General features: G+C 59.8%; 14 protein-coding genes, 4 tRNA genes and 1 pseudogene. 7 read left to right on the forward strand and 12 right to left on the reverse strand.

The annotated features are described in order from the left end of the window. The first annotated feature begins 20 nt into the window (after positions 1-20). Positions 21-1,511, forward strand: a complete 1,491-nt coding sequence (gene pdxR / locus NMB39_RS19710) for a MocR-like pyridoxine biosynthesis transcription factor PdxR (RefSeq protein WP_057023547.1) — start codon at positions 21-23, stop codon at positions 1,509-1,511. Positions 1,512-1,517: 6 nt separating this feature from the next. Here pdxR and gltS read toward each other — a convergent pair whose 3' ends face one another. The 3 genes from gltS to NMB39_RS19725 form a co-directional block, all read right to left on the reverse strand. Next, a complete protein-coding gene (gene gltS, locus NMB39_RS19715) occupies positions 1,518-2,729 on the reverse strand; it encodes a sodium/glutamate symporter (RefSeq protein ID WP_057023546.1) in 1,212 nt (403 codons plus the stop codon). Positions 2,730-2,890: 161 nt separating this feature from the next. Continuing rightward, positions 2,891-3,178 carry a hypothetical protein gene (locus tag NMB39_RS19720; RefSeq protein WP_056846288.1) on the reverse strand — a complete coding sequence of 96 codons (288 nt, stop codon included), beginning with the start codon at positions 3,176-3,178 and terminating at the stop codon, positions 2,891-2,893. 55 nt (positions 3,179-3,233) lie between these two features. Continuing rightward, positions 3,234-4,337, reverse strand: coding sequence for a polyamine ABC transporter substrate-binding protein (locus NMB39_RS19725; RefSeq protein WP_464006419.1), 1,104 nt, complete (start codon positions 4,335-4,337; stop codon positions 3,234-3,236). 137 nt (positions 4,338-4,474) lie between these two features. Between NMB39_RS19725 and NMB39_RS19730 the strand changes: the two genes are divergently transcribed. Beyond that, complete coding sequence (locus NMB39_RS19730) at positions 4,475-5,266, forward strand: helix-turn-helix transcriptional regulator (protein WP_057023544.1); 792 nt, start codon at positions 4,475-4,477, stop codon at positions 5,264-5,266. A gap of 79 nt (positions 5,267-5,345) precedes the next feature. Here NMB39_RS19730 and NMB39_RS19735 read toward each other — a convergent pair. The 4 genes from NMB39_RS19735 to NMB39_RS19750 form a co-directional block, all read right to left on the reverse strand. Next, positions 5,346-5,421 (reverse strand) — tRNA-Gly (locus NMB39_RS19735). 3 nt (positions 5,422-5,424) lie between these two features. Beyond that, positions 5,425-5,500 (reverse strand) — tRNA-Glu (locus NMB39_RS19740). Between the two features lie 105 nt (positions 5,501-5,605). Next, positions 5,606-5,681 (reverse strand) — tRNA-Gly (locus NMB39_RS19745). 3 nt (positions 5,682-5,684) lie between these two features. Further along, positions 5,685-5,760 (reverse strand) — tRNA-Glu (locus tag NMB39_RS19750). Positions 5,761-6,117: 357 nt separating this feature from the next. On the opposite strand from NMB39_RS19750, the gene NMB39_RS19755 reads away from it, so the two are divergent. Together NMB39_RS19755 and NMB39_RS19760 are read left to right on the forward strand one after the other, a co-directional pair. Continuing rightward, on the forward strand, positions 6,118-6,888 hold the full coding sequence (locus NMB39_RS19755) for a hypothetical protein (protein ID WP_057014071.1): 771 nt from the start codon (positions 6,118-6,120) through the stop codon (positions 6,886-6,888). Positions 6,889-7,095: 207 nt separating this feature from the next. Next, complete coding sequence (locus NMB39_RS19760; protein WP_057023543.1) at positions 7,096-7,908, forward strand: alpha/beta fold hydrolase; 813 nt, start codon at positions 7,096-7,098, stop codon at positions 7,906-7,908. Positions 7,909-7,944: 36 nt separating this feature from the next. On the opposite strand, the gene NMB39_RS19765 is transcribed toward NMB39_RS19760, so the two are convergent. The 4 genes and pseudogenes from NMB39_RS19765 to NMB39_RS19780 form a co-directional block, all read right to left on the reverse strand. Continuing rightward, on the reverse strand, positions 7,945-8,862 hold the full coding sequence (locus tag NMB39_RS19765) for a methyl-accepting chemotaxis protein (RefSeq protein WP_414896212.1): 918 nt from the start codon (positions 8,860-8,862) through the stop codon (positions 7,945-7,947). Continuing rightward, positions 8,854-9,945, reverse strand: a pseudogene (locus NMB39_RS19770) (HAMP domain-containing protein); the annotation flags it as partial. The pseudogene NMB39_RS19770 and the gene NMB39_RS19765, both read right to left, overlap by 9 nt. An 80-nt stretch (positions 9,946-10,025) precedes the next feature. After that, complete coding sequence (locus NMB39_RS19775) at positions 10,026-11,438, reverse strand: aminotransferase-like domain-containing protein (protein ID WP_057023541.1); 1,413 nt, start codon at positions 11,436-11,438, stop codon at positions 10,026-10,028. 200 nt (positions 11,439-11,638) lie between these two features. Then, positions 11,639-12,400 carry an SDR family oxidoreductase gene (locus NMB39_RS19780; RefSeq protein ID WP_057023540.1) on the reverse strand — a complete coding sequence of 254 codons (762 nt, stop codon included), beginning with the start codon at positions 12,398-12,400 and terminating at the stop codon, positions 11,639-11,641. A 228-nt stretch (positions 12,401-12,628) separates the two neighbouring features. Between NMB39_RS19780 and NMB39_RS19785 the strand changes: the two genes are divergently transcribed. Next, positions 12,629-13,636 carry an NADP-dependent oxidoreductase gene (locus tag NMB39_RS19785; RefSeq protein WP_057023539.1) on the forward strand — a complete coding sequence of 336 codons (1,008 nt, stop codon included), beginning with the start codon at positions 12,629-12,631 and terminating at the stop codon, positions 13,634-13,636. Between the two features lie 578 nt (positions 13,637-14,214). Here NMB39_RS19785 and pyrF read toward each other — a convergent pair. Continuing rightward, positions 14,215-14,913, reverse strand: a complete 699-nt coding sequence (gene pyrF / locus NMB39_RS19790) for an orotidine-5'-phosphate decarboxylase (RefSeq protein ID WP_494340185.1) — start codon at positions 14,911-14,913, stop codon at positions 14,215-14,217. 260 nt (positions 14,914-15,173) lie between these two features. Between pyrF and NMB39_RS19795 the strand changes: the two genes are divergently transcribed. Together NMB39_RS19795 and NMB39_RS19800 are read left to right on the forward strand one after the other, a co-directional pair. Continuing rightward, entirely contained in the window at positions 15,174-15,938 is a 765-nt protein-coding gene (locus tag NMB39_RS19795; protein ID WP_494340184.1) for a response regulator, read from the forward strand. Continuing rightward, entirely contained in the window at positions 15,938-16,972 is a 1,035-nt protein-coding gene (locus tag NMB39_RS19800; protein ID WP_306957512.1) for a sensor histidine kinase, read from the forward strand. Before NMB39_RS19795 ends, NMB39_RS19800 begins: the two co-directional genes overlap by 1 nt.

Genomic DNA, 16,972 nt, shown 5'->3' on the forward strand with positions numbered 1-16,972 from the left:
TCCAGATTTGGATAATTCAGATGGTCCAGATGCGCAAATGGCGCCCCTTGCTCAAGCTCGACGAAGATACCCACCAGGCGTCCTACCGCAAGATTGCCGAGGGCCTGGTCAGCGCGATCCTCGAAGGCCGCCTGGCGCCTGGAGCCTTGCTGCCGGGCACACGGGAAATGGCGCAGTTGCTCAACGTCAACCGCAAGACCGTGATCCTGGCCTACGAAGAAGCCATGACCAAAGGCTGGCTGATCAGCGAGCCGCGCCGTGGCACCTTCGTCAATGCGCGATTGACGCCCAAGCCCATGCCCAGTGCTGCGCAACCGTCCTTCGCGCCGCCGCTGCTGGAGCAGCCGGTGGTGCCGTATTTCACCCACAACGCCCAAGTGGTCGCTCTCCAGCATCGACATGGCGCGCTGTTTTTCGACAATGGCACCAGCGATCACCGTTTGCTGCCCCAGGCCGTTTTGCATCGCTACTATCGTCATGCATTGCGCAACAGTTTTGCCTCCAACACCTTGCGCTACGGCAGTGAGGGCACCGGCTACCATTTGCGTTGCGCCCTGGCCGACATGCTGCGAAATAATCGCGGGTTGACGGTGAATGCCGAGAATATCTGCCTGACCCAGGGCACCCAGATGTCGCTGTACCTGAGCGCAAGCCTGCTGCTCAAGCCCGGCGACGTGGTGCTGGTAGAGCGTTTGAGTTACCCACCGGCGTGGGAGATTTTCCGAAAACTCGGCGCACAGCTGGTCACGGTCGACATCGATGATGAAGGTTGCCGCACCGACCAGATAGACCGTTTATGCCGCGAGCATGACGTGCGCATGATCTACCTCACGCCCCACCACCAGTTCCCCACTACCGTGAGCTTGCATGCAGCACGCCGGCAACACTTGCTGGCACTGGCGGCGCAACATGACTTTTGCGTGATCGAGGAAGACTACGATCACGAATATCATTTCAGCGGCCGCCCTTACCTGCCGCTGGCCAGTGACCGCGCCCAGCGCCATGTGATCTACATCGGTTCGTTATCCAAGGTGCTGGGCTCAACGTTTCGTTGCAGCTACATCGTGGCGCCCACCCAGGTGATTGAGGTTTTACAGCGCAATGCCGCATTGATGGTGGGCGATGCCGATGGGGTGGCGCAGGCCATGCTGGCGGACTTGATCAATGACGGTGAGTTGAAAAAGCATCTGCGCCGCGTCTCGAAAGAATACCTGGCGCGCCGAACTGTGCTGCGCGATTGCCTGGACCAGGCATTCGGCGATCGCATACAGGTGCGCGAGCCTGAGGGTGGCTTGGCGCTCTGGGTACGCTTCGAGGAAGGAATAGACGTGGATCGCTTGGTAACCACCGCCCTGGACCATGGGCTGGTGGTGCGCAGCGGTCGTCAGTTTTCACCCAACGACCGTCCGGAAAATGCGCTGCGCCTGGGCTTTGCATCCCTGGACCGGGATGAAATCGCGCAAGCCACGCAGCGCTTGGCCCAGGCGATGAGAGCGCTGGCCACGGGGTGAAGCGACTTACCCCGCGGCCCCCAGGAACGGCAGTGCCAAGTACAGCTTGATCACCACAGCATTGGTGATATCGATGAAGAATGCCCCGACCATCGGCACCACCAGGAACGCAATCTGTGACGGCCCGAAGCGCTGGGTCACGGCCTGCATATTGGCAATCGCAGTGGGGGTGGCGCCAAGCCCGAACCCGCAATGACCGGCCGCCAATACCGCCGCGTCGTAATTACGGCCCATTACCCGAAACGTCACGAAAATCGCAAACAACGCCATCAACAGCGCCTGCGCAGCCAAAAGGATGACAATCGGCAAGGCCAGCGCCGCCAGGTCCCAGAGTTTGAGAGACATCAGCGCAATCGCCAGGAACAACGACAAACTGACATTGCCCAGTACCGACACTTCGCGCTCGAACACCTGGTGCCAGCCGAGGATCGACAGCCCATTGCGCAGCACTACACCGACGAACAATACGCAGACGAAGGTCGGCAATTCGAAGGCAGTGCCTTGGATGGCACTGTTGAGCAAGGTGCCGGCCTTCAGGCTGATCGCCACCAACGCCAGGGTCTCGATAAACGAAAACGCCGTGATCAGACGCTCCTGGTTGGGCTGTTCGAAGCCCTTTGGCAAGCGCGGCTGCGGTTGCCCGACACCTGGCACTTCGACCCGCTTGATCAGCAAGCGCGCCACGGGGCCGCCAATCAGGCCACCGAGTACCAAGCCAAACGTCGCCGATGCAATTGCCAATTCAGATGCAGAAGCTACGCCATATTGCTCACTGAACACCGCGCCCCAGGCCGCGCCAGTGCCATGTCCGCCGGATAATGTCACCGAGCCGGCCAGCAAGCCCATCAGCGGATCCAGGCCAAGCGCCGTGGCCAGTGCGATACCCATGGCGTTTTGCAACACCAGCAGCGCGGTTACCACCAGCAGGAATATGGCCACTATGCGCCCGCCCTTCTTCAGGCTGGCGAAGTCTGCGTTAAGGCCGATAGTGGCGAAAAACGCCAACATCAAGGGGGTTTGCAAAGAGGGGTCGAAGCGTACCTCGATATCAGCCAGGCCGCGCAATGCCAGGAGCAGCAGGGCGACCAACAAACCACCGGCGACCGGTTCGGGAATATTGTAGGTGCGCAAGAAGCCGATCCGCGCCACCATCCATCGCCCCAGCAATAGCACCAGCGAAGCGGCTACCAGTGTTGAATAAAAATCGAGTTGAAGCATCTGGGCAGTTCTCTGAAGTGAGCAAGGAGAATGGGTGGCCAGAGTAGAGAGCACGACAGAGAAACGCACCTCCCCCACAAAAAGTACAGACTATCCCTACATGTTTGACAAGAATGCCCTACGACGAGCTGCGCTTTTGATAGGAAAGACGGCACATGAGGCTATCCACGATACCGTCGCAACAAGGGCCAGTTGGAGGCGAGGGCTCCGGGCTCATAGTCGCGCCCCTCGACCCGCACAAGGTCAGGGAACTCAAGCAGCAATGCACGGTTACCCCTGCCGATGTGCTCCATCACTGCCAGGGTAATGTTCTCGCGCACCATGCCCGTCGAGACGTAATACATGGCCCAGGCTTGTTCGGGCGTACAAAGGCCGATCTGCTCTTCAATCTCTTTGTATGCCTTATAGTCGTCTGACTCCAGATAGCCCTGATCAACACCTTGGCGCATGCTGTCTCCCTCCCCCGGCCACCGCCCTGTGGTCAGCCGGCCAATAGTTCTACCCTCACGTACCACTCTTGACCTTGGTCCACACGCGGGTGCGGATGCGCTCGGCCTTCAGCGGCAAGGGTTCGAGCGGGACCAACGTGGCCATGGTCTTTTTATCGGGATAAATCCACGGGTTATCCCGCAACTTCTGCTCGACGAACTGCGTGGCATCTTTATTGGCGTTGGGATAGAGCATGTAGTTGGACGTCTTGGCGATTACCTGCGGCCGCAGCATGTAATTGATAAATTCCAGGGCGGCCTTGGGGTGCCGGGCATCTTTGAGCAGCACCCAGTTCTCAGACCAGACCAATGCCCCTTCCCGGGGCAGGCTGTAGGCTATCTTGCGTCCGCTGTTGGACTTTTCATTGATCGCCTGCGCCGCCAGGGCACCGTTGGCCCAGCCTACGACGGCGCAGATATTGCCGTCGGCCAAGTCGGTGTCGATGCGAGATGAGTCGAAATAGAGAACGTAGGGGCGGATTTTCAACAGCAGGGCCTGGGCCTTCTGATAATCCTCGGGGTTGGTGCTGTTGCTCGGGAGCCCGAGGTAGTGCAAGGCAATCGAAATGATCTCGCTGGGCGAGTCGAGCATGGCCACGCCACACGCCTTGAGCTTGCTGATGTTCTCTTCCTTGAAGATCAGGTCCCAGCTGTCCACCGGGGCATCCTCACCCAGTGCCGCCTTGACCTTATCCACGTCGTAGCCAATGCCGGTGGTGCCCCATACGTAGGGTATGGCATAGCGATTACCGGGATCATTGACCGCCAGCAGAGCGAGGATATCGGGATCGATGTGCGGCAGATTGCTCAATTGCGAGCGATCCAGCGGCTGCAACACGCCGGCCTTGATCAGCCCGGGCAGCACATTGGAGGTGGCCACCACCAGGTCATACCCGGTGCGTCCGGCCATGACCTTGCTCTGCATGATTTCTGCGCTGTCGAAGGCGTCCATGTGCAACTTGATGCCGGTTTCCTGCTGGAATTCCCTCGGGGTCTGCGGCTCGAGAAACCCGAACCAGTTATACAGATACAACGAAGATTGGGCGGCGCCTGCCGGTGTACTGATTACGGCTCCCAGCAGCGAGGCTAAAAAAATAGCTCGCAAGTGTGATCGACTCATATGACTATCCTTGTCCACCCGACATGCCTTCATGGCTATCGTTAGTTCGGGGTGAATATACCGGGCATGGTTGAATAGTAAATACCTAGAAGTACTTAGCCCTGGCCTGCCAATCCCTAACCCTAAAGGGGTAGAACATGTCGCTTGACCTTCACAGCCTGGCCTGGCATCGATCCGTTGGGAAACTGATCATGCAGCTCAATCGGCCAGAATTCTGGAGCTCATTGATTCGTGTATTGAATGAATACGTGCAGATAGACAATTGGGTTGTACTGGTTTTCGGCGATCACTCTGTGCGCGTGATCAGCCTGCCTGAGGTAGCTGACAGCGAAGAGGTTGACGCCTTTATTCATCGCTATGTGAAAGGTCTTTATCTACTGGACCCGTTTTATATCGCTGATCGAGAAAACCCGCAGAGCGGCTTCTTCCATCTGCTCGATATTGCGCCGGAACACTTTCTTGAGACCGAGTACTACCATCAGTATTTCGCGCAATTCATCTCGGTCGATGAGGCGCAATACAACGTACGCCTCGATGCCGACAGAACCTTGTGCATGTCGTTTGGCAGCAACATGCGGTTCACACAGGCGCAAGTTACCATGCTCGACATGATCAAGCCGTGGGTGACGGCGATGATGCACCAACGCATGTGCTTTGAAATCGACCAGGAAAAGAACATCGCCGAGCCAGCGCCATGGGCTGAAGCCATAGCCCAGTTGGAGGCTCAGATAACCACTCGCGAAAAAGATGTACTCAAGTTGCTGCTCAGCGGTTTTTCCAACAAGGAGATTGCCGGGAAGCTGTCGCTGTCGACGGAAACCATCAAAGTCCACCGCCGCAACATCTATAGCAAGTTGAATATAAAGTCGCAGTCCGAACTGTTTGCGCGGTTTTTTATGCCAAGGCAAGACGCGCCTGCGGCCACTTGAGTGCTGGCAGTGCACGGGTGAGGTAAAATCAGCACACACAAAAACGCCGATCATTACTGATCGGCGTTTTTGTTAAATATGGAGCGGGAAACGAGACTCGAACTCGCGACCCCGACCTTGGCAAGGTCGTGCTCTACCAACTGAGCTATTCCCGCAAATGGCGTCCCCTAGGGGACTCGAACCCCTGTTACCGCCGTGAAAGGGCGGTGTCCTAGGCCACTAGACGAAGGGGACACGCTACTGAAACACATGGTGTGTATTTCAGTGCCCAGAGGCCTCATCCGAAGACTTGGTCCTGGTTTCACTCAATGCCGCCCGAGGGCAACACTGCTTAAAAATTGGAGCGGGAAACGAGACTCGAACTCGCGACCCCGACCTTGGCAAGGTCGTGCTCTACCAACTGAGCTATTCCCGCATATGGCGTCCCCTAGGGGACTCGAACCCCTGTTACCGCCGTGAAAGGGCGGTGTCCTAGGCCACTAGACGAAGGGGACACACGTACAACATTCACTCCCTACCGCGTTTCGCTGTGTGCTTTACGCTGTAAGTGGCGCGCATTCTATGGATGGATTGAAAGGTCGTCAACCCCCATGGATAAATTTATTTAAATCAATGACTTCGCCGTCGTTTACCGACCTTCACGGGCTTTGTCGGCGTCCGAGCCCTGGCGCCTATATTCTGGCGCCCACCAAGACGTTATAGTTCACCCAGGCAAGTGATGGCAATGTGCACCCATACGGGACACGCCTACCTATATAGAAGAAAGTACCTGGTAATTGGTCGATCAATCCTATCCGCCGGCTGACCCAGTCACTACACTCAACAGCAAACCCTATAAAGAGGTCACACCGGTGACACCACTCATGATCACCCTGCTGGTAATAGCCGGGATCGCAATACTGATCGCCATTGGCTACATGAACCATGTGGTGGAAAACAATAAGCTGGAAAAGAAGCGCACCGAGATCGAGCTTAACGATCGGCTGCGCCGCTGCGGTGAAATCACCGAGACTTTTCCTGGCCAACTGATGACCCCGGCGCTCAAACTGTTGCTGGCCCGCCTGGAACTGAACGTCAACCAGCGCCTGTTGAACCTCAACAAATCCAGCGCGCCACTCAAGGCACGTATCGCCGAGCTGAATGCGCTGATCGCCCAGGGCGAATCCATTCCGGTAGCGAACCCACCGGCACCGATCCAGACCGAAGCCAAGGCCAAGGACGTACGCTTTTTGCTGGAAGCCTTGCACGGCCAAGTCACCCGTGCAGCCCAGGATGGCTTCCTGCCGACCAACGAGGCCAAGCACTGGATCAAGGAAATCCGTCATATCCTGGTGCTGCTGCATATCGAGTTCTTCAACAACCTCGGCCAGCATGCCCTGCAGCAAGGCCAACCGGGCCAGGCGCGCCTGGCGTTCGAGCGTGGTGTGCAGTACTTGCGCAAACAACCGGAGCCGGTGCTCTACAGCGCGCAGTTGCAGCTGCTGGAATCACAACTGGCGCGCGCCAACTCCACGGTACTGACCAACAGCCAGCCCGCCGAGGACGAAGTCAACGAGTTGACCGAGGGGCTGAAGGTCGTCGACGCCGATGCCGAGTGGAAGAAGAAAGCTATCTACGACTGACAGCCCAGGTAATAACATGGAGCAAGGGCGATTTACCTGGTGTAAGACGATCCAAATGTGGGAGGGGGCTTGCTCCCTCCCACATTTGGATCGCGGCGCATCAGTTGGATAGCGCCCTCACCCCACAGGCCATCACTTTGCACCTATCCCCCCACCCACAACTAGCGTAAAAAAGTGCCCCTCACTCCGTGAAGTTAGAGGCCTGTTATGCCTGTTGCCGTGATTGATGGACAACCGCTGCACTATCTTGACCAGGGCACCGGCCCGGTCGTCCTGTTAGGTTCAAGCTACCTGTGGGCCAGCGACATGTGGGCGCCGCAGATTGAAGCGCTGTCGCAGCAATACCGGGTGATCGTCCCCGAGCTGTGGGGCCATGGCGAGTCGGGCACGCTGCCGACGCAAACCGAGTCCCTCGATGGCCTGGCTCGCCAGGCCCTGGCACTGCTCGACCATCTGGACATCGAGCAGATCAACCTGGTGGGCCTGTCGGTCGGTGGCATGTGGGGCGCACGCCTGGCATTGCAGGCTCCCGAGCGCATCAACAGCGTGGTGCTGATGGACACCTACCTCGGCGCCGAACCCGAAGCGACGCGCCAGTACTATTTCTCGCTGTTCAAGATGATTGAAGACGCTGGCGTGATCCCTGAACCGTTGCTGGATGTGATCGCACCGATCTTCTTCCGCCCGGGCATAGACCGCGAATCGGCGCTGTACCAGGATTTTCGCAAGTCCCTGCAAAGCTATTCCAAGGAGCAACTGCTGCAAAGCATCGTACCCCTGGGCCGCTTGATCTTTAGTCGCGAAGACATCCTGGCGCAACTGCCACGCCTGGATTCCGACACCACCCTGGTGATGTGCGGCGAGCAGGACAAACCCCGGCCGCCCGAAGAGTCCAGGGAAATGGCCGACCTGATTGGCTGCGACCTGATCCTGATCCCCGAGGCCGGGCATATTTCCAGCCGCGAGAACCCGGAATTCGTCAATGAAGCCCTACTGACCTTCCTCGCCAATCACGCCTGATCACCCTGTCTATTGATCGCAGCGCCGTCGCTGCGATCAAAGGCGGAAATGCCCCACCATCCCCTTGAGCTCTACCCCCAACTGCGCCAGCTGGAGGCTTGATGCCGCGTTGCCTTGCATGCTCAACGCCGAGTGGTCGGCACTGGCACGAATACAGGTGACGCTGCGGTTGATCTCTTCGGCCACCGAGCTTTGCTCCTCGGCGGCGGCCGCGATCTGTTGGTTCATCTGCTGGATCAGTGACACGGCAGCGGCAATGCTACCCAAGGCGCTTTCAGTTTCCAGGGCATCACCGACCGCCTGCTTCACCAGTTCGCCACTGTGCTGGATCTGCTGCACCGACGCCTGCGCCGCACTGCGCAAGGTGTTGACCAGCCGCTCGATTTCCTCGGTCGATTGCTGGGTGCGCTTGGCCAGTGCCCGCACCTCATCGGCCACCACGGCAAAGCCACGGCCCTGTTCACCGGCACGCGCCGCTTCAATGGCGGCGTTCAAGGCCAGCAGGTTGGTCTGTTCGGCCACGCTGTTGATGACGCTCAATACAGTGCCGATATTCTGGATCTCTGCACTGAGGCCCTCGATGCTGGCGCTGGCGCTGCTGCTCGACGCCGCCAGTAATTCGATACGCTGCAAACTCATACGCACCACCTGCTGGCCGCTGTCGACCTTGTCATCCGCCGTCTGCGCCGCTTGGGCGGCCTGCTCGGCGTTGCGCGCCACATCATGCACGGTGGCGGTCATCTGATTCATCGCGGTGGCGACCTGCTCGGTTTCTTCCTTCTGGCTGCTGACCTCGAGGTTGGTCTGCTCGGTGACACTGGACAACGAATGCGCGGAACTGGCGAGTTGTTCGATACCGGCCTGCAACCCGCGCACGATCTGGCTCAAACCACTGCCCATCTGCTGCATCGCCTGCATCAATTGGCCGATTTCATCACGGCGGCTGACCTCCATGCGTCCACTCAGGTCACCCGCGGCAATCTGTTGGGCCACGGCGATCACGCTGCGCAGCGGCGCCACGATCAACCGGGTTATCACCCATGCAGCGATCAAGCCCACCAGCAACGCAAGGGCGGATGAGCCGATAATCAGCATCGCGCTGTGTTGCAACTGTGCCTGCATGGACTGGTCTTCGGCGGCATACGCTTGGTTGACGCGACTGACCACGTGCTCGGCGCGGTCGTGCAGTTGCGTATAGACGACTTTCTCCTGGGCCAGCAGCCCGGTGTACTCGCCGAGTTTTTCACTGAATGACGCGATGTGCCCGGAGACTTCGTTCAGGACGGTCTGGTAGCCGGGGTCCTTGACGCTGCTCTTGAGCTTCTCGACTTCAACCAGCGCCTGGTCGGCCTGCTCGATCTTGCCCTGCTCAGCGGCATCGGCGTCAGCCTTGCGGCTCTGGTCCAGGCGCACCCGCGCCTCGTCCATGGCTTGCAGCATCAAGCGCGACACCTGGCTGACCTGCCCCGCCTGCTCGATAAATTCGGCACCCTCCTTGCCTTGGCTTTCCTTGAGAGCATAGGCACCGTCGTCCGCCAGGCCGGCTTGCAACACATCCAGGTTGTTCGCCACGCTGGACACTGACCAACTGGCCATTTCCAGCGCCAGGTCCTTGGTCTGGTTCAGTTCGACGAACTCATCGAACGCCTTGCGGTACGCCGCCAAGGCCTGCTCAACGTCACTCATCACCTGCTCGTTGGCTGCAGACCGGGCCTTGAGACTGGCGGCCTGCGCCGCCAGCGCCTCGACACCGGCATGCAGGTCGTCAACGGCCTTGGAGTCGGCGTGCAGTGCGTAGTCCTGCTCGATCAAGCGCACCTTGAGCAAGCCGCTGTTGAGCGAAGACATGCTCGTGAGCCCGTCAAAACGCTGGCCGACGGTTTGCAGCGACCACACACCTATCGCCGCCACCAGCGCCGTGAGCAGGAGTACCAAGGTGAAGCCCAAGCCCAGTTTTTTTGCCATACCAAGGTTGGCGAAACGTCGTTGCACGCCCGAAATCATTGCCTTGAATCCTCTTGCGATGGCCGATGCCATAAGCCAGGTTTACAAGCAGTGAGATTGGCAACCCATGGGTACTGAGCACAAGCGGCTGACGCCGGAATAATGGCAAAAAGCTACATGCTCGTCGTTTTCAGAATGGTCGAGGTCGATCTGGTTGCGCCCATGGCACGGAATAATGCCAATGCCCGCTGATCAGCCGCATAGGCCACATTAATACGCAGCCACTCGCTGCGCTCACCCGTCGGGCTGAACAACCCTCCCGGCGACAGCAACACCCCCAGGCGTCGGGCGCACGCCTGCAAGCGTGAGGGGTCCGCCAAGCCAGGTCGCGCCCACAGGAACATACCGCCAGCGGGCACGGAAAATACCTGCCACTCCTCATCTTCCAACACTTGCAACGTCGCGGCCATCTGCGCGTTCAACCGCTTGCGCAGGCGCTGCACCCACTTGCGGTAAGTGCCGTTGCTCAACAACGTCGCCACCATGGCTTCGGCAAAGCGCGAGGTGCCGATTCCCGTCAGGGTCTTGAGATGGGTCAATTGGGTAATGGTCGTGGCACTGGCACAGAGGTAGCCCACGCGCAAGGCGCTGCTCAGGGTCTTGGAAAAACTCGAGACATAGATTACCCGGTCGCCATGGGGCAACGCCGACAAGCGCGTGCAGCTGGCATGTTGCAGGTCGCCGTAGACGTCCTCCTCGATGATCAGAAAGTCGTGATCCCGGGCCAGCTCCAGCAAACGCTCCGCGACCCGGCGGCACAGACTGGTGCCGGTGGGGTTGTGGTACAGGCTGCTGATAAACAGGCACTTGGGGCGATGGGTTTGCAGCAGCACTTCCAACGCTGTGATATCCGGGCCGCCTCTGGTGCGTGGCACCTCTAGTAGCCTGACACCCTGAAAGGCCAATTGACGATAGAGATTGCCGTATCCCGGCGTCTCGACCACCACCTCATCACCGGCCTTGAGCAGCGTGCGTATCAACAGATCCTGGGCATGACTGGCGCCATGGGTGGTGAGGATACGGTCCAGGCTGGTGGGCACATGGATCTGAGTCAGGCGCTTGAGCAGTTGCTCGCGCAGCGCCGGCAGGCCCAAAGGCGTGCTGTAGTTGAACAGGGCAGCGGTGTCGGTACGGCTGACTTCGCGGATCGCATAGCTGATGTCATCGCTTTCACGCCAAGCATCGGGCAACCAGCCGCACCCCAGCTTCAGCTCGCCCAACGGGCTATCGGTAAAGGCGCCCCAGACCTGTTCTGCACCTTCGTACCAGTGATTTTCGTCGGCAGCCGGCGGCTGCGCCACCACAAACCCCGAACCGTGCCGCGAGGCCAGCAGGCCTTGGGACACCAACCGTTCGAATGCCTCCATCACGCTGGACTGGCTCAACAGGTTGTCGAGGGCCAATTGCCGAATGGACGGCAAGCGTGTTCCGGGGCTCACCCCATTCTTGCGAATCCATTCCGCCACTGCGCTGACGATTTGCTGAACCACCGGTACCAGGGCTTGTCGATCGATCCCTAAATCCATGAGCCACTCACTTCAACTGTCTGTAAACCTAAAACAGTTAAGCACAGAAGCCGGTTAAAGCCCGTCGCCAAAATTTATTAAAGTATTGATTTTATTGAATTATTTACCTTCCGATACATATTCGGACAAGGCACTTTGCCAGCTCTGGAAACCCCTCACAGCAGCCCACTCACTTTTCGAATAGTCCATGAGATGAAGTCCTAGATCGCCGTGGCACCACCGTCCACCGCCAGCGCCTGGCCGGTGGTAAACGCCGCACCATCACTGCACAGGTACAATACCGCGCTGGCGATTTCCTCGACCTTGCCAATGCGGCCGACCGGGTGCATCGCCGCAGCAAATTCGGCCTTGCGCGGGTCAGCCTCGTAGGCACGACGAAACATGTCGGTATCAATGACTGCCGGGCAGACCGCGTTGACGCGAATCTTCTTTTTCGCGTACTCAATGGCCGCCGACTTGGTCAGGCCGATCACCGCATGCTTGGACGCGGCATAGATGCTCATCTTCGGCGCCGCCCCCAACCCCGCTACTGACGCCGTGTTGACGATTGCCCCGCCGCCCTGGGCCAGCAGCAACGGCAATTGATACTTCATGCACAACCACACGCCCTTGACGTTAACCCCCATGATGGCGTCGAACTCGTCCAGGCTGCCATCGGCCAGCTTGCCCTTCTCGATCTCGATCCCAGCGTTGTTAAAAGCGTAGTCGAGCCTCCCGTAGGTGGCGACGGTCTGCGCCATCAGTTGCTGCACGTCGGCTTCAAGCGTGACATCGCAACGCACAAAAAGCGCTTCGCCACCGGCCTCTCGAATCAGTGCGACCGTGCCCTCGCCGCCCGCCACATCAAGGTCGGCGACCACCACCTTCAAGCCTTCGGCGGCGAACGCCAGCGCGGTGGCACGGCCAATACCAGCGGCGGCGCCGGTCACCAGGGCGACCTGGCCGGAAAACGTCATGCTCATGGGAAGCGTCCTATGGGAGGAGTAGCGATGGAGCGAGTCTAGCCAACACCGGGAGCAACGCGTCAGCACTATCAGAAGGCCGGTTGGCGCTGCATGGATCGCAGTGATAACGTCACCCGGCTGATTATCAGTGAGGCCTATCGACGGGCATTCGTCTCCCACGGATATCTTGCCCTCCAGCCACTGAAGGTCTATCACTCTTGGTTCCATTTCTAAAGAGTCCTTGCCATGACCGCCCAGACCAACCGCCAATTTCTTCTCGCCAAACGCCCTGTCGGCGCGGCCACGCGGGAAACCTTCACCTATCAGGAAGTGCCGGTGGGTACGCCCGCCGATGGCCAGGTGCTGGTGCGCAATGAATACCTGTCCCTCGACCCGGCGATGCGTGGCTGGATGAATGAGGGCAAGTCCTACATCCCACCGGTCGGCATCGGTGAAGTGATGCGTGCCCTGGGCGTCGGCAAAGTGATCGCCTCCAACAACCCGAAGTTTGCCGTGGGTGACTACGTAAACGGCGCCCTCGGCGTGCAGGATTATTTCCTCGGCGAACCCCGTGGCTTCTATAAGGTTGACCCCAAGCTTGCGCCCCTGCCCCGCTACCTGTCGGCCCTGGGCATGACCGGCATGACCGCGTACTTCGCGTTGCTGGAGACCGGTGCGCCGAAAGCCGGCGACACCGTGGTGATCTCCGGCGCCGCGGGCGCCGTGGGCAGCATCGCCGGGCAGATTGCCAAGATCAAAGGTTGCCACGTGGTGGGGATTGCCGGTGGCACCGACAAGTGCAAGTTCCTGGTGGATGAACTGGGCTTTGACGCCGCCATCGACTACAAAAGCGAAGACGTGCCCACGGCTCTCAAGCGCGAATGCCCCAAAGGGGTGGACGTGTATTTCGATAACGTCGGCGGCGACATTCTCGACGCCGTGCTCAGCCGCCTGGCGCTGAAAGCCCGCGTAGTGATTTGCGGTGCCATCAGCCAGTACAACAACAAGGAAGCCGTCAAAGGGCCGGCCAACTATTTGTCATTGCTGGTCAATCGCGCGCGCATGGAAGGCTTCGTAGTGATGGACCATGCGGCAAACTTCGCGGCGGCCGGCCAGGAAATGGCCGGCTGGATGGCCCAGGGTAAGCTCAAGAGCAAGGAAGATATTGTCGAAGGGCTGGAGACATTCCCGGAAACGCTGATGAAGCTGTTCAACGGCGAGAACTTTGGCAAGTTGGTTCTAAAAGTCAGCTGACACACTGCAGATCGAAATGTGGGAGGGGATTTGCCCCCCTGGGAAGTAAGCTTGCTCTCCCTGGAGCCTGACAGCCGACCGCTATCTAACTGATACTCTACGATCCAAATGTGGGAGGGGGCTTGCTCCCGATGGCGGCCTGACAGCCGACCAGAATGTTGGATCAGACCGAGTACATATCCGTTATTTGGGCAACGGCCACTTAGGGTTCCGCTTTTACAGCGGGTCACTTTGGAAAAGAGCCCCAAAGTAGCCAAAGGGCTCTTGCCCCACCAATCGGCACCTCGCCTAGGCTCGGTGTGCCCGTAATCCGACAGGGATTTGGGGGGCCGCCGCCACGCGTCATCCATGGCGCGGGGCGGCTAAACCGGCATCCCTGCCGGTACCCCCCAAATCCCCGTCGAATTCCGGCCAGCGTGGTTTGACGGGGCGCCTAAGATCAAGATCAAAAGCAGATCGACATCAAGAGCGACTCGCTGCGCATCATGGTTACCGTCGGTTGCTACACAGTTGTGTAGATACCCATGGTCATCGGGGGCAAGCCCCCTCCCACATTTTTTACAGTGCTCACTTGAGTATCAGGCGATCTCGGCAACCACTGCAGCCAACGCCTTGGCAGGATCCGCCGCCTGGCTGATCGGACGGCCAATCACCAGGTAATCGGAGCCCGCATCCAACGCCTGGCGCGGGGTCAGGATACGGCGCTGGTCATCTTGGGCACTGCCCGCCGGACGAATACCCGGCGTCACCAGTTGCAACGACGGGTGGGCGCTCTTCAGGGCCTGGGCTTCCAGGGCCGAGCACACCAGGCCGTCCAGGCCGGCTTTCTGCGCCAGGGCCGCCAACCGCAAGACCTGCTCCTGGGGCTCGATATCCAGGCCGATGTCGGCCAGGTCCTCGCGCTCCATGCTGGTCAGCACGGTTACGCCGATCAACAGCGGTTTCGGGCCGCTGCGCTGTTCCAGCACTTCGCGGCACGCACTCATCATGCGCAGGCCACCGGAGCAGTGCACATTGACCATCCACACGCCCATCTCGGCCGCAGCTTTCACCGCCATCGCCGTGGTGTTGGGAATGTCGTGGAATTTCAGGTCGAGGAACACTTCGAAGCCTTTGTCGCGCAAGGTGCCGACAATTTCAGCCGCGCAACTGGTGAACAGTTCCTTGCCGACCTTGACCCGGCAAAGCTTGGGGTCCAACTGGTCAGCCAGCTTCAGTGCGGCGTCACGGGTGGGGTAATCCAGGGCGACGATGATAGGAGTCTGGCAGACGGACATTGGAATGGGCTCTCAGGCAAGTCGAAATCGGCGCGGATTGTAGCGCAAGCAGCGCGGTTGCGGGATCCGATGATCGGTAAATACTGATCAAACGCCCGGGAGACGCCATTTCGGGCAATTGTTTCAAAGCTGGTACAGACTCGACACGCCCTCAACACGCCGTGGGCCTAGCCTCGCGCACGTGACCGCCCGCCCGGTACTTCCAGGCTTGGAACCGGGCGCCTATGCTGACCGCAACAACCCAGGCAGATGATCGCACTATGCATACCCCCTCCGCCCCCGTAACCGAAGAGCCAAAAGACGCGGTGATCGCCGAAGACAAGCGCTGGAATACCCGTGCGCTGATTGTCGACGACGACGTGCCGATCCGCGAACTGCTGATCGACTACCTGGCGCGCTTCAATATCCTCGCCTCGGGTGTCACCGACGGCACCGCCATGCGCCAAGCCATGCAAGCCGAGACCTTCGATGTGGTGGTGCTCGACCTGATGCTGCCGGGCGAGGACGGGCTGTCGCTGTGCCGCTGGTTGCGCGCCGAGTCGGATATCCCGATCCTGATGCTCACCGCCCGTTGCGAACCCACCGACCGCATCATCGGCCTGGAACTGGGCGCCGATGACTACATGTCCAAACCGTTCGAGCCCCGGGAGCTGGTCGCGCGTATCCAGACCATCCTGCGCCGGGTGCGCGATGACCGCAGCGAGCAACGCAGCAACATCCGCTTCGACAATTGGCGCCTCAACAGTGTGCTGCGCCAGTTGGTGGCCGATGACGGCCTGGTGGTGCCGCTGTCCAACGCCGAGTTTCGCTTGCTGTGGGTCTTCATCGAACGCCCGCGCCGTGTGCTGAGTCGCGAACAATTGCTGGATGCCGCCCGCGGCCGCTCCATCGAAGCCTTTGATCGCAGCATCGACTTGCTGGTGTCGCGCCTGCGCCAGAAACTGGGAGATGATCCCAGGGCGCCACAACTGATCAAGACCGTGCGCGGCGAAGGCTACCTGTTCGATGCCCGGGATATCGGCTGATGCGTGCCACCCTCAATACGCTGTTCGGGCGATTGTTCGGCCTATTGCTGGTGGCCATTGTGCTGGCCCACGTGCTGGCGATCTTCTGGTTCCACCACTATGGCCGGCCACCGCCCCCGCCTCCCGAGGTGTTCGTCGAACAACCGGATGGCACCCTCAAGCCACTGCACAAGGAACCTCGCCCTTGGTTTGGTGGGCCGTTGGTACCGCTGACGTTTCAATTTATCTCGTTGATCATCGCCGCCTGGTACGGTGCCAAGCTGTTGAGTCGGCCGATCCAGCGCCTGAGCGCAGCGGCCGAGCGGTTGAGCATCGACCTCGACAGCCCGCCCCTGGTGGAGTCCGGCCCGCGCGAAGCACGGCAGGCCGCGTCGACCTTCAATCTCATGCAAAAGCGTATCCGCGAGCAAGTCAGCCAGCGTGCACGCATGCTCGGTGCGGTCTCCCACGACCTGCGCACCCCGCTGTCGCGCCTCAAGCTGCGCCTGGAACAGATCGAGGACACCCAGCTGCAAGGCCAGATGCGCCAGGACCTGGACGACATGATCGGCATGCTCGATGCCACCCTGAGCTACCTGCACGAACAACGCACCAGCGAGACACGGCACTGGCTCGACGTGCAGGCGCTGGTGGAGTCCCTCAGCGAAAACGCCCAGGACCAAGGCAGCGATGTGCAATTTTCCGGTACCTGTGCACCGTTGCAAGTACAGCCGATGGCCTTGCGCTCATGCCTTAACAACCTGATCGACAATGCCCTGCGCTATGCCGGCACGGCACATATCGTCCTGACGGACAGCCGCGACGCGCTGGTCATCCGTGTGATTGACCACGGCCCGGGCATTGCGGCCGACAAGCGTGAGGCGGTGTTCGAGCCGTTTTACCGACTCGAAGGGTCACGCAACCGCAACTCCGGCGGCGTCGGCCTGGGCATGACGATTTCCAGGGAAGCGGCGGAGCGCTTGGGCGGCCGCTTGAGCCTGGAAGAGACACCTGGTGGCGGGCTGACCGCCGTCATGTGGCTGCCCCGCGCCTGA

The sequence above is a fragment of the Pseudomonas sp. FBCC-B545 genome, assembly GCF_059134095.1.

What these genes read in the sequence shown, in the direction of transcription:
- NMB39_RS19785 (WP_057023539.1), top strand. Translation starts at nt 12,629, where the DNA reads ATGACCGCCCAGACCAACCGCCAATTTCTTCTCGCCAAACGCCCTGTC.
- NMB39_RS19775 (WP_057023541.1), bottom strand. Translation starts at nt 11,438, where the DNA reads ATGGATTTAGGGATCGATCGACAAGCCCTGGTACCGGTGGTTCAGCAA.
- NMB39_RS19760 (WP_057023543.1), top strand. Translation starts at nt 7,096, where the DNA reads ATGCCTGTTGCCGTGATTGATGGACAACCGCTGCACTATCTTGACCAG.
- NMB39_RS19730 (WP_057023544.1), top strand. Translation starts at nt 4,475, where the DNA reads ATGTCGCTTGACCTTCACAGCCTGGCCTGGCATCGATCCGTTGGGAAA.
- NMB39_RS19725 (WP_464006419.1), bottom strand. Translation starts at nt 4,337, where the DNA reads ATGAGTCGATCACACTTGCGAGCTATTTTTTTAGCCTCGCTGCTGGGA.
- gltS (WP_057023546.1), bottom strand. Translation starts at nt 2,729, where the DNA reads ATGCTTCAACTCGATTTTTATTCAACACTGGTAGCCGCTTCGCTGGTG.
- NMB39_RS19765 (WP_414896212.1), bottom strand. Translation starts at nt 8,862, where the DNA reads ATGGAGGTCAGCCGCCGTGATGAAATCGGCCAATTGATGCAGGCGATG.
- NMB39_RS19795 (WP_494340184.1), top strand. Translation starts at nt 15,174, where the DNA reads ATGCATACCCCCTCCGCCCCCGTAACCGAAGAGCCAAAAGACGCGGTG.
- pyrF (WP_494340185.1), bottom strand. Translation starts at nt 14,913, where the DNA reads ATGTCCGTCTGCCAGACTCCTATCATCGTCGCCCTGGATTACCCCACC.
- NMB39_RS19720 (WP_056846288.1), bottom strand. Translation starts at nt 3,178, where the DNA reads ATGCGCCAAGGTGTTGATCAGGGCTATCTGGAGTCAGACGACTATAAG.
- NMB39_RS19800 (WP_306957512.1), top strand. Translation starts at nt 15,938, where the DNA reads ATGCGTGCCACCCTCAATACGCTGTTCGGGCGATTGTTCGGCCTATTG.
- NMB39_RS19780 (WP_057023540.1), bottom strand. Translation starts at nt 12,400, where the DNA reads ATGAGCATGACGTTTTCCGGCCAGGTCGCCCTGGTGACCGGCGCCGCC.
- pdxR (WP_057023547.1), top strand. Translation starts at nt 21, where the DNA reads ATGGTCCAGATGCGCAAATGGCGCCCCTTGCTCAAGCTCGACGAAGAT.